Consider the following 12,548-nt stretch of genomic DNA (forward strand, 5'->3'; position numbering starts at 1 on the left):
TAATCTATATTTGTGACTTTAGTCGCTCCGAGGCCACAAATATAGATTATTTCATTCTCTGGAGGCTGTCTTTGCCTGCGGAAGTAAGGTTGAATTTTATGTTTACATTTGCTCAGGGTAACTTCTTTTTCTTTGAGAGGATATTTGAGGATTCTTCAGGAGATTGTGATTTTAGGAAATTAAGTGGAAATTCTCACATAATATCTTTTACCCGACAGTATTTCTTCAGATTATCTTCATTTTTTTCTCACAAACTGTTCACAAATATTCAGTATGATAGAAACATCAAAAGAACAAAGAATTATTTTTTTGATAGATTTTTTTCATACTTTCCTCTCTTAGAACCGTTGAACAGACGGTTCTTTTTTTCTATAAGAAAAGTAAAAGCTTATATGTGGTGAATAATAACTTAAATCCTTAAAATATAGACTATTGTAATATCCATTCAGTAACAACACTTTAGAAATCACATAGATAAAGAACTATTATGAAATCACAACCTTCTAGAGAATTCCCAAATTCCTTTCAACGCAGAAAAAAATTTCCAGCAGCAAACAAGAATTCACTGAATTCTGCCTTTGCCCCAACAGCCAAAAACAGCATACAGTAAATAAAATAAACGATATTTGTGGCCTCGGAGCAAGGTTTGGATACGAGCATGTATAAGCGAGTGTTCAAACCACCGCGACTAAAGTCACAAATATCGTTTATTTTATTTACTGTGTGCGTCTCCCTTTCCTGCTGCAACCCAGAATTATTTCTTCTTCCTCCGAGAAATTCGATTTTTTCTGCGTTTCTCCAGCTCATGTCTGTGAATCAGGTGCATGATCAGGATAATAAGAATAACTGCGACTAAGAGTCTCAAGGAGAATTCAATTCCTTTATGTATAGCATCTTTTCTTTTTGATGCTACAGGGGCAGTTTTTAAATTATCGTCTACGGTTTTGCCTTCCTGATAAGCTTTTCCCTGTTTAGAAGTTGTGTCATAGGTAACTTCTGTCTGTCCAAGTTTTTTGCCATCACAGGAGATTACGATGTAACCAAGGCGGCCAGTTTTTTTATCTTCATCGAGTTTAAAAGCGGTTTTTAAATCAGATTCATTAAAGTCTTTTTTTACAAGAACAGAGAAGTTTTTGTCATAAACAGAGTTTAAAAGCTGAATCTGGTCGAGCTTTGAAGAGTCAATGGAGGTATTTGCTGTCATGGCAGTTTTTAAACTGAAATCAGTAAGCGGAGTTACGGATTTTACCTGATTAAAAGCCCACTTGAATAAGTTAGCAGTGTCTGTGTAGCTTTTGTCTGCACCGTAGTCTTTTAAAATGACGCAGATAAGTTCTACATTATCTTTCTTTGCGTAAGTGACTAAGGTATTGAGGGCAACCTGAGTGAATCCAGTTTTTGCTCCTTCTGCATATTTGTAGTAGTAGTCACTGTTTTCACGAAGAATTTTAGCGTGATTCCACAGCTCTAAAGTATCTTTTAAAGTGTCACTTTTCTTTAAGGTGTAGGAAATGGTTCCGGAAATTTTACGGAATTCCTCATGCTTCATGGCTTCTTTTAAGATAAGGCCCATATCGTGAGCTGTCGTGTAATGTTCTTCGTTTGGAAGTCCATGAGGGTTTTTGAACTGTGTGTTGGTACAGCCTAATTCTTTGGCGCGCTTTGTCATAAGCTTTGCAAATTCTGTTGTGGAACCGGAAATGTGCTCTGCGATAGCGGCAGCGGCCTCATTAGCGGATACAAGCATTAATGCATAAAGACTGTCTTCTACAGTAAGCTTGGCACCAACATTAATTCCAGCGGTACTGCTACCTGCCTCAATTCCGTTAACTGCAGCATTGGAGTAAGTAATAACATCACTCATTTTGCAGTTTTCAACAGCGAGTAAAGCGGTCATAACTTTAGTGATACTGGCAGGATATCTCTTGGTGTCTGCCTCTTTTCCATAAAGAATCGTTCCGGTATTGGCATCCATGACAACAGCAGATTCTGCTACGATATCTGGTGCACCGCTTAAATTGGAAATTCCATAGGAAGCACCAGCCTGTACTTTTGAAGTATCGGTCTGCGCTTCGGAAGTGCCAGCCTGTGTTTTTGAGGTATCCGTCTGTGCCTCAGAAGTGCCAGTCTGCGTTTCAGAAGCAGTGGCAGTAGTTGCCGCGGCAAAGGAATTCACACAAAAGCTTAAGGCCAATGTTAGTGTCAATATAAACGTAAGTATTCGTTTCATTGTTAAATCTCCTTTTTATTTTGCCCTGGAGCATTTTTCAAACACGCTCTATCATGCAGTATTATTAATATGCTGATATACTATTGGGCTAAGTCTTTGAGTTCTATTCGGTCATTTCAGACCTTGCCTCTCATTGTATCCTACTTCCATAGAAAAAGCAAAAATTAATTGCAAAAATAATGTCCAGCGATTAGAATAATACTGTATGTCTAAAATTGCGTATAGATATAGAAGAAAATATATTAAGATAGATGGGGAGAATTAAATGAGATTAAGAAATGTAAAAGGTTCAAGAGAACAGATTGCAGCGAATGAATATACAATTAAAGACGCAGAGCAGATTAAAGGCCAGTGGAAAGATTATTTCCAGGATGGTAAGCCGATTCAGTTAGAAATTGGAATGGGAAAAGGTAAATTCCTTATGCAGTTAGCAGAAAAGAATCCTCAGATTCATTATATTGGAATTGAAAAGTATTCCAGTGTTTTGGTCAGAGCATTAGAGAAAATGGAAGAGAATCCTTTAGAGAATCTTCATTTTATTCGAATGGATGCAGAGAATATTGTGAATGTATTTGAAAAGGGTGAGGTAGATCAGATTTACCTGAATTTCTCAGATCCGTGGCCGAAAGACCGTCATGCAAAGAGAAGACTTACTTCCAGACAGTTTTTAGAGCGTTATCATAACATTTTAAAGGAAGAGGGAAGAGTTATCTTTAAGACAGATAACAGACCATTATTTGATTTTTCTTTAGAAGAAGTAAAAGAAGCAGGATGGACACTTGAGAAATCTACATTTGACCTTCATCACAGCGAATATGTTGAGGGCAATATCATGACAGAATATGAGGAAAAGTTTGTGGCAAAAGGTAAACCGATTTGTATGCTTCAGATTTTTTTGCAGGAAGATAAATAACAACATTCCCTGTCTTTATCATAAGATAAAACAGGGGTGGAATTTTATGAATTTTAAAGAGAAAATGTGCTGGAATATTCAGCGAAAGAGCCTTTGTAATAGAGGAATCTGGCGGTGTCTGTGTAATTTCTGCCAGAGCATTTCAGAGGTATGCAGAATTTTAAATGGCAAATAATTTACTTTACGATAAATGAAAGGATTTTATTTATGAAAAAGATTGTAGCAATCGATTTAGACGGAACATTATTACATTCTGACTGTACGATTTCTTCTTATTCAAAAGAAGTAATTGCGGAAGCAGTAAAGAATGGAATTATGGTAGTTCCAACATCAGGAAGAAGTTTTCGAAGTATTAAGAATCAAGTGCAGGATATCGAAGGTGTAAAATACTGCATCTGTGCAAATGGAACATTGGTTGGAAATATTCAGACAGAGGAATTGCTTCACAATTGCAAGATACCACAGCATTTGGTTTATGATATTTATAAAGAAGTAAAGGAAAGACATGGTTTTATAGAACTTTACTGTGACAATGATGCCTATGTGGAAAAAGATACAGCTCCGATTATTTATGATACTAAGATGGGAAAAGATTTCTGTGACAGTATGTTATCTACAGATGTAATTGGCCTGTCCTATGATTTGCTTCTGCGCCGTGGAACAATGCGTATCAATAAGATACATGTTGCATTTCCAGATCCACAGGAATTAAGAGAATTTGCTGCAAAAACAGCAGAAAACAAAAATCTTATGGTAACATTTCCTAGCGAATATAACATGGAAATCTTCCCAAGTGGCTGTAATAAAGATGTGGGAATCCGTATCCTTGCTGAAAAATATAACATTGCACACGAAGATACGGTTGCCATCGGAGACAGTGATAATGATGTGGCGATGATTGAGTATGCACATATTGGAATTGCCGTAGCAAATGCAATGGAAGTATTAAAGGAAAAAGCAGATTACATCACCAAATCAAATGATGAAGATGGACCTGCGATTGTACTTAAAAAAATACTTGAAAAATAAAAAATAATGCTTGCAATCTATGAAAGGTTGTTATATAATAGTCCTTGTCGTTGAGAGATACGAAAACAAAACACAAGGATATGCGCTTTTAGCTCAGTTGGTAGAGCAGCGGACTCTTAATCCGCGTGTCCAGGGTTCGAGCCCCTGAAGGCGCATTACAAAGTACCGTTTTTGGGATTTAGACCTGGGGATGGTGCTTTTTTTGTTATATAAGAATTAAACTTATGTCGATACATCCCCGATTTACGATGGAAGACCGACCGATAGTATAAAAACCGTGGCAGATCAGATAAAAAAAGAAGAAAAAACACATATGCCGAAACAATTTAATTTCTGGATTGTGGCATCAGGAGATGCCGCCAGGAAGATTTGTAATTATTTGTCTAAACAGATTATCTATATGAGAAATAATCAATATAAGAAAACGTTCTACACGTTGCAAAGGGAAATGTTGCTGACAGGAGAGGTGTAGAGCGGAGGAAGGTAAATGGATAAACATTTGAAATATTTTAATTTTAAGATGAGGGGCGTTTGGAGTAAGATATACTATAAAGAATAGCATAAAGCACTGTTTTGGAAATTTAAATCCAGGACGGTGCTTTTTTATTATATAGAGTGTGTTTGAAAAAATAAAACTATTCGATACAAAAGTTTTGAAAAATTTTTTTTAAATTAGTGAACCTTTTTGCAGTTTGCTTCGTATAAGAGAGTGAAAAGAAAAATAATTAGGAAATAAAAAGGACTCCGGGGGTGTAATAGTTAAAAATAAAGGAAATTAAAAACAATAAACAAAAGTAAAAAGAAAGAGAGGATGCTAAATATGAAACAGAGAACAATGAAAATAACAAAAAATATAATATGCATGACCAGTATTCTGGTACTATTTATTTTGATTAAACCAACAAAAGTATATGCCTTTTCCATGAATGAAGCCAGAAATTCACCAGTACTTACAAGTCAATACAGAACAACAAGATTAAGAAATGAATATGACGTAAAATTATTTCAGGTACAGATGCCAAAATCTGGTTGTTTCAGAATAACTTTAAGACCCAATGCTGTTGCAGATGAGAATGACATAGGATATGGATGGAATCTTAATATCTATCGCAAGGACAATTTGAAAGAACCAGTTAAGCAATATTGGCAGATTGAGAATAAGATGGTTACAGAGAAACTTGTTTTGACATCGGGAACATATTATATAGAAGTAAAATCTTATAGTGAATATGGAATGTCACCTATAATGGTACCTTTTGATATAAAGGCTGATGTTGTTTCTGAAAATAACTGGGAGCAGGAGAATAATAATACTTTTAAAAAAGCAAATAAAATCTCTATCGGAAAAAAATATCAGGGAACTTTGTTTGATGATATAGATGAAGACTGGTTTAAAGTAGTTGCTCCAAATACAGGGAGAATTACAGCAACCTTAAACTGTGATCCGGATACAGATGTAAATGATGTTGGAGACGGATGGGATGTATCTGTTTATTCAGCAAGCGATATCAATACTGAAATAGCAAAAGAAGAGTGGATAATAACGAAAGGTTCTGTCAGATTTAATGTGGTAAAGGGAAGGACATATTATATTTATGTACACAGTTATCATTATTCTTTTCCAGAAGGTTACACTTATCAGTTAGCGACTTCTTTTAAAGGACCAAAAGCAACTCCAGCCAAAAAGACTACAAACACATCGAAAAAACCAGTGAAAATGGTAACAGGTGTTTCTTTGAAAGTAAAGAAAAAGAAAATAAACATTCGTTTTAAGTTAGTATCAAATGTCTCTAAATATCAGATTATGTACAGTACAAAAAAATCTTTTAAGAATAAAAAGGTTGTAACAGTAAGAAGTGGAAATGTGACTATAAAGAAATTAAAAAGGAAAAAGACCTATTTTATCAGGGTACGGGCTATCAGCAAAAATGGAAAAGCTGGTGCGTGGAGTGTAGTGAAAAAAGTGAGAGTGAAATAATATTTCTGAATCACTATTTTTAGAGAAAATCTTAAGATGTAATGCAAAAGAAAGGATGAAAAGATATGAAGAAAAGAACAAAGTTTTACGCATTATTATTTGCAATGGTATTATCGTTAACACAGATGATCGGAGCAGCAGTTCCAGTTAAAGCAGCAACGAAGGAATGTTCGCATGGCTATACTTTGGTGAATGGTATCGGTATACGTATGCATGAATGTGGCGAGTCCGTATGTATTACCTGTTATCATGGACATTCTAAACGTGTAGTTATTCCGAAAACTTTTAAGTTAAATGGGAAAAATCTTCCGCCAACACAAATTGATTGGGCTGATTGTGGTTTCTCTGAAAATGGGGTAAAAGAAATTGTGATTCCAGATACATTAGATTATTTGGGATATTGGGATGAAGATGAAGTTAACACAAGCTATAAAGATATTACATTTTTTGTCCATAAGGGAAGTAAGGCAGCAAAAGCTGTACAGGCAGAAGGCTATAAATATAGATATTTAAACGACAATTCCAACCCACAGCCAGTAAAAGGCACATCAATAAAACGAACCGTCAGAATCCAAAACCTGACCAAAATCACATGGAAGAAAGTAAAATGTGATAAATACGAAATCAGATATTCTCAGAAAAAGAATATGAAAAACGCAAAGAAAATAAACTGTGGCAAAAATAAAACATCACTTGTCATTAAAAAGTTAAAAAAGAATAGAAAATATTATGTACAGATTCGAACAAAATCAGGAAAGAAATATTCTGCATGGTCAAAGGTAAAGACAATTTCAAAACGATAAAATGCAGAAAAACAGGAAAGACCTCCTTGCACTGTTTTGGGGAAATAAGTATACTATTATCGGGCAGCCATCTGGAAAATACGTTTTCCAGATGGTATTTAAGGATTATATTTAATAAATTTACAGGAAGTTATAAGGAATTATAGGACTTGTAAAAATACCGAGGAGGAAGCATATTGAATCTGATTTTTGACTTAGATGATACACTTTATAATCTTATGGGACCATTTGAACTGGTTCACAAAAAATTATATGCAGACAAGACGGATGCAGACTGTACGCAGTTGTTTATGCAGTCCCGTGTTTATTCGGATGAGATTATGGAGGCAGAGAAGAAGGGATTAATTCCGCACGAAGATTGTTTTTATGAGCGTGTGAAAAGGACATACCATGATGTGGGAATTGAGATGAGCAGAGAGGATGCGGATATTTTTGAGCAGTTATATCGTTCCTTTCAGAAAAAGATTACACTTGGTAATGGAGTAGAGGGATTTCTTGATTATTGTAAAAGTAATGATATTTTTATTGCGATTCTCACAAATGGCAGACCAGAACCACAGTATGCAAAGGTAGTTGCGCTGGGGTTACATAAATGGTTTGATGATGAGCATATATTTATTTCTGGCGGTATTGGATATCAAAAGCCAGATCCACAGGCATTTAAATATGTTGAGAATGCATATGCATTAAATCCAGAAGAAACATGGTATGTTGGGGATACCTATGAGGCAGATGTTGTCGGTGCAAATACAGCAGGATGGCATACGATATGGTTTAATCACCGAAATAGGGAGTGTCCGGAAAAAAAACGGGCAGATATTACAGTAAAGAGTATAGAGGAATTAAAAGAAGTTATTAGAGGACAGATCGGATAAAATCGGATAAGGGCAGGAAGGTATGTATTGTAGAAGTTGCAGAAAATGGTTTCCAAATAATATTTTGTTTTGCGATATCTGTGGAAAGCCATTAGTTAAAGATTTAGATATATATGGAGAGAACTTTTTTAATGGAGATGTTCAGGCATTTGATTATATTTACCAGAATAGTTATAACTGGGTAGCAGGGGAAGTAAGAAAAATGTTTCTGGCTAATTCATCAGAGGTGGAGGACTGTGTTCAGGAAATTTATCTTCTCTTATATCGAAAAATCAAATACTATGATCCTCGCCAAGGTAGTTTTAGTGCATGGTTTAATGCGCTGGTGCGAAACAGAATTTATGATTATGGAAGAAAGTTAGCAGGAAATAGAGAAATTCTGCCGGAGACCAGCCAGCAATATTTTAAAGAGATAACAGATAGAAATGTTTATATTAACCCAGAAGCAAGAATAGAATATGCAGAGCGGGAGCAGATTCTTGATGAAATTCTCGATGATATTGGAGAGGGACAGCGCATATGTATCCAGATGTATTATAACGACGGATTAAAAATAAAGGAAATCGCACAGATATTAAATATTAGTGAGGGAACTGTAAAAAGCAGAATACATAACGGATTGAAGAAGTTAAATACGAAGGTGGATGAGATGCAGAAAAGGGGACTCTACACATTTCGTATGCTTCCTCTTGGATTCCTTTTATGGCTCTTATCCAGAGACGATTGCAGTGCAAAAGAAGATTACAGAGCATTATACCATGCCAGAACTCTGGCTGGGCAAAACGTTTTACAGAATGCGCCAATGGCTGCTGGAAATAAAGCTGCCGGAATTAAAATGGCTAGAAGAAATCAAAATGTTGTAAAACATGCAAGTATGCAGCAGGCAGGTCAGGCAGGTGCAAAGCATGCTGCGATAAATCATGCGGCGAGGACAGCTTCCAGAGCTGGAGGCAAAGCGATAAAAGCTGGAATGGTAAAAGCTTTAGCCGGTGGTATTACTGCGGCGGTCATAGGAAGCGGTGTATTTATTGGAGGCAAAGCATTAAAGCAACATCAGGGCGATAAGAAAGTAATCACTTCTGGTCAGGAATATAGTACGCAGGAAGAAAAAGAGGGAACACCGGACAGCTCGGTGAAAGAATTTGTGGATGATAATCAGGCATTTATTAAAGAAATATTGGCTCTGGAGGCAGAAGTACCAGAAGGTACTGAATTCCAGACGGATATAAATGAAAATGTCAGGAGTGTGGTATATACTTCTTTGGGATTATTGTGTGATAATAAGTCTTTTGGTGAGGAAGCTACAAATATATATGATGCGGTACCAGAGGAAAGTATTGTGGATTATAATAATAATGATGATGGTGAGGGAACGATATCTGTCGAAGAGAGTGGATTTGAAAATATGAGACAGTTTCTTGGATGTAAAGAAACGATTGGGTCATTAAGTGCTACGAGTAGCGAAGAATTTCTATGTCAGGATGGAGAAGTAAGAGCAGAGGGCTTAAGCCCATCGTCAGATATGCAGTCATCCATTAAGGATATTGTGTATATTCCGCTTTCTAATGGGGATGAACGAGCAATTTTTACAGAACAGATTATACAGGATGAAATAGACGGCATTGGTACAGCGGTGATAACAAAAGCAGATAATGATCTGGGTGTACAATTGAAAAGTTATAATATTGTTGCAGACTCCGACAAGATAGACCAGTTACTGGGAAGTGTAGCTGTCCTCGGAAAACAGCTGGGAAGTGATGGAAAACTATTTAGTGGTAATATGACAGAGATGTCTGATGAGTCCAAAATACATGCACTTATAGATTCTGTACGGGGATATTGTTATACTGAGCCTAATGATGAGGATATTTACGCTAATAGGGCAGAAAGCCTGGTTTATAAGCCAGTATTTTCCGAGGATGATATAAAAAGCAATACAGAAAAATCTATTATTGTAAAAGAAGATGCATTCGATGATTATCTGGCACTTGTAGACTATGATGGAACGATTGATGATATAGTAGCGAATAAAGCGTTACAAAATAAATATAATTGTAGTATAAAGAGAAACGGTACGAATATAGAATTCACTTTTTCAGGAGAGTTTGAAATGACCTATTGGTGGGTAGAAACGGATATGATTGATCAAATTAATAAAGATGGATTTAAGATACTCAAAAATGGAAAAATAGAAGTGGATTGTCTGTTATATACTTCACATGCAACAGAACCTGATCCAGGAGTGGAATACAAGGCAACGCTGTCATTAAATGAGGATGGTTCTGGAATGAAATTAGAAAATCTAGAGCGTGTTTGAAAAATGCTTTCTGGCAATCCGACTACTACTATTCTCAGCGGAGTCTCCGTTGCTACGCAAATTGGAAATTGTAAAATTCGACACATTAAAAGGTAATAAGTGGTTATATATTTACCAAAATAAAACGTGTAATTTTTTATAAATATGAAAGGTTTTTTTCTTAAAAAATTAAGATTGTGCGAAAAAGTCCATTTACAACGAGCAGAATTGTGATATAATAAACGAAGTTCAGGCAAATGTTGAGAATTATAATCAATAAGTGCTTGCACAATTATTTTAGAAAATCAGCACAGTGTTTTCACAGAAATTTTCTTGTCTACCTGTTTGTAATTGGTTGTGAACATAATCTATTTGATACAGCCAGATAAAAACCTTTCTGTCTAACTGATGTTCAAAGTTTTATTCAGCCTGTTATCTAGTTTTATGTAGCAGGTTCTTTTAACTTTTATTTTCTATTATCTAGAGTTTATTTTACCTATTTAAAATTAAACATTAGAGCGTGTTTTAGTATACTCAGGGAAGCGCATAAAAAATAAGAAGAATTTACAAAAAGTATTATGTCTTGTAAATCAGGGCATGTTTTTTTGTTGTGGAGATTTTTATGAAAGAGAAGAAGAAAAGGTTCAAGCATGAGCATGGAAGCAGCTTTTCGGTAGATTATTATGCGTATGCATCACATATGAGAAGCTGGAATGCAGGCTTTAAAGTTCTGTTTTCTATTATTAGTCTGCTTATATGTATTGCATGCAATAATCTGTTTGTTTCGCTGGCAGTTATTTTCTTTATGGGATTTTTGACGGTGGCTGTTGGTGGACTGGATTTACATCATTACATTACGATGCTGCTTGTTCCGATTGTATTTTTAATTTTTGGAACAATAGCGATAGCGATTGGATTTTCGATGCGTCCAGTAGGACAGTATCATGTTCATTTTTTGAATTTATTTTACATTTACTGGTCAAAGGCAAGCTTGCTTAAGGCTGGAGGTCTTGTGTTTAAGGCATTGGGAGCTGTGAGTGCACTTTATATGATGACACTTACTACACCGCTGAGTGAAATTATTGCAGTCTTGAGAAAAGCACATATTCCAAAGCTGATTATTGAGCTTATGAATATGATTTACCGTTACATTTTTATTATGATTGATACACACAGCCGCATGAAGAATTCAGCAGAGTCACGTCTTGGATATTGTGATTTTAAGACTTCCTGTTATTCATTTGGCCAGGTTGCAAGTAACTTGTTAGTTGTGTCATTGAAAAGAGGAAATAATTATTACAATGCGTTAGAAGCACGTTGTTACGATGGGGATTTACGATTCCTTGAAGAAGAGAAGCCGCTAAAAGCAGGCCAGATTGTGATGGCAGTTATTTTTATTGTAGTGTTACTGCTTATATGGTTTTTTACGAGATAAGATAATTTTGTCAGATAAATCGGAAGAATACTTTATCATAATTTCGTAAAATATATCAGATGTGAGATGACTCCCACATCTGTAGGTGGCGAGCAACAAATGAGTATCAGGAGATGTTTATGCAGGAAAAAGAACCAATCTTAAAGGTTGAAGATTTACATTTTACATATAATGGAGAAAAAACGGCACTGAATGGAGTTGACCTTAATATTTATGAGGGCGAGAAGATCGCGGTGCTTGGCTCGAACGGAGCAGGAAAGTCTACATTCTTTTTGAATATTAACGGAGTTTTGAAGTCTCATCACGGCGATATTTATTATCGTGGTGAGAAGATTACAAAGAAAAACTTAAATGATCTTCGAAAGAATGTCGGCATTGTTTTTCAGGATGCGGATAATCAGATTATTGCGTCCACGGTAATGGCTGAAGTTTCCTTTGGGCCGATGAATCTGAAATTACCGAAAAAAGAAGTGATTTCCAGAGTGGATAAAGCTCTTGAATATATGAATATTTCAGAATTTAAAGATCGTCCGCCACATTATTTAAGTGGTGGCGAGAAAAAGAGAGTCAGTATTGCAGATATTATTGCAATGGAGTCAGAAGTCATCATTTTTGATGAGCCAACAGCGGCGCTTGATCCATTGAATGCGGCAATGCTTGAGGAAGTTCTTCAGAAAATGGGTGATGAAGGACGGACAATGCTCATTTCTACTCACGATGTTGATTTTGCTTATCGCTGGGCAGAGAGAGTTATTGTATTTTGTCATGGAAAGATTATTGCAGATGATACGCCACTTGCTGTATTTAAGCAAGAGGACATTTTGAAGCAGGCAAATCTGAAACACCCAATGATGTTCGATGTCTATGACATTTTAAAAGAGAAAGGTATCGTCCCTGATGGGGACGTTTATCCTAAAAATATTGCCGAATTTCAGGCAATGGTAAAAGGTTTATAAAATCGTATTTTAGGGATCTCCTGGTTCCAGAAA

At 35.8% G+C, this 12,548-nt stretch carries 10 protein-coding genes and 1 tRNA gene; 10 read left to right on the forward strand and 1 reads right to left on the reverse strand.

Translation table 11 applies throughout. The features are described 5' to 3' along the window. Window positions 1–754: 754 nt before the first annotated feature. Window positions 755–2,230, reverse strand: a complete 1,476-nt coding sequence (locus EUBHAL_RS14655) for a D-alanyl-D-alanine carboxypeptidase family protein (RefSeq protein WP_005344963.1) — start codon at window positions 2,228–2,230, stop codon at window positions 755–757. 265 nt (window positions 2,231–2,495) lie between these two features. On the opposite strand from EUBHAL_RS14655, the gene trmB reads away from it, so the two are divergent. From trmB to EUBHAL_RS03640, 10 genes are all read left to right on the forward strand, one after another. Beyond that, a complete protein-coding gene (gene trmB, locus EUBHAL_RS03595) occupies window positions 2,496–3,143 on the forward strand; it encodes a tRNA (guanosine(46)-N7)-methyltransferase TrmB (RefSeq protein ID WP_005344964.1) in 648 nt (215 codons plus the stop codon). 207 nt (window positions 3,144–3,350) lie between these two features. Further along, on the forward strand, window positions 3,351–4,172 hold the full coding sequence (locus EUBHAL_RS14660; protein WP_049940624.1) for a Cof-type HAD-IIB family hydrolase: 822 nt from the start codon (window positions 3,351–3,353) through the stop codon (window positions 4,170–4,172). Window positions 4,173–4,254: 82 nt separating this feature from the next. Further along, window positions 4,255–4,327 (forward strand) — tRNA-Lys (locus EUBHAL_RS03605). Between the two features lie 122 nt (window positions 4,328–4,449). Further along, window positions 4,450–4,644 carry a hypothetical protein gene (locus tag EUBHAL_RS03610; protein ID WP_005344967.1) on the forward strand — a complete coding sequence of 65 codons (195 nt, stop codon included), beginning with the start codon at window positions 4,450–4,452 and terminating at the stop codon, window positions 4,642–4,644. Window positions 4,645–5,007: 363 nt separating this feature from the next. After that, window positions 5,008–6,150 (forward strand): fibronectin type III domain-containing protein, encoded by a 1,143-nt coding sequence (locus tag EUBHAL_RS03615; RefSeq protein ID WP_167534384.1) that lies wholly within the window; start codon window positions 5,008–5,010, stop codon window positions 6,148–6,150. 65 nt (window positions 6,151–6,215) lie between these two features. Then, window positions 6,216–6,953 carry a fibronectin type III domain-containing protein gene (locus EUBHAL_RS03620; protein WP_005344969.1) on the forward strand — a complete coding sequence of 246 codons (738 nt, stop codon included), beginning with the start codon at window positions 6,216–6,218 and terminating at the stop codon, window positions 6,951–6,953. A 176-nt stretch (window positions 6,954–7,129) separates the two neighbouring features. Next, window positions 7,130–7,828, forward strand: coding sequence for an HAD family hydrolase (locus tag EUBHAL_RS03625; protein ID WP_005344971.1), 699 nt, complete (start codon window positions 7,130–7,132; stop codon window positions 7,826–7,828). Between the two features lie 22 nt (window positions 7,829–7,850). Continuing rightward, window positions 7,851–10,145, forward strand: coding sequence for an RNA polymerase sigma factor (locus EUBHAL_RS03630; protein WP_005344973.1), 2,295 nt, complete (start codon window positions 7,851–7,853; stop codon window positions 10,143–10,145). Window positions 10,146–10,746: 601 nt separating this feature from the next. Then, the gene (gene cbiQ / locus EUBHAL_RS03635; RefSeq protein WP_005344974.1) at window positions 10,747–11,559 is read left to right on the forward strand and encodes a cobalt ECF transporter T component CbiQ; all 813 of its coding nucleotides are present in this window, start codon (window positions 10,747–10,749) and stop codon (window positions 11,557–11,559) included. A 119-nt stretch (window positions 11,560–11,678) separates the two neighbouring features. Beyond that, a complete protein-coding gene (locus EUBHAL_RS03640) occupies window positions 11,679–12,515 on the forward strand; it encodes an energy-coupling factor ABC transporter ATP-binding protein (RefSeq protein WP_005344975.1) in 837 nt (278 codons plus the stop codon). Window positions 12,516–12,548 lie beyond the last annotated feature (33 nt).

The organism is Anaerobutyricum hallii DSM 3353 (assembly GCF_000173975.1).
Taxonomy (GTDB): Bacteria; Bacillota; Clostridia; order Lachnospirales; family Lachnospiraceae; genus Anaerobutyricum; species Anaerobutyricum hallii.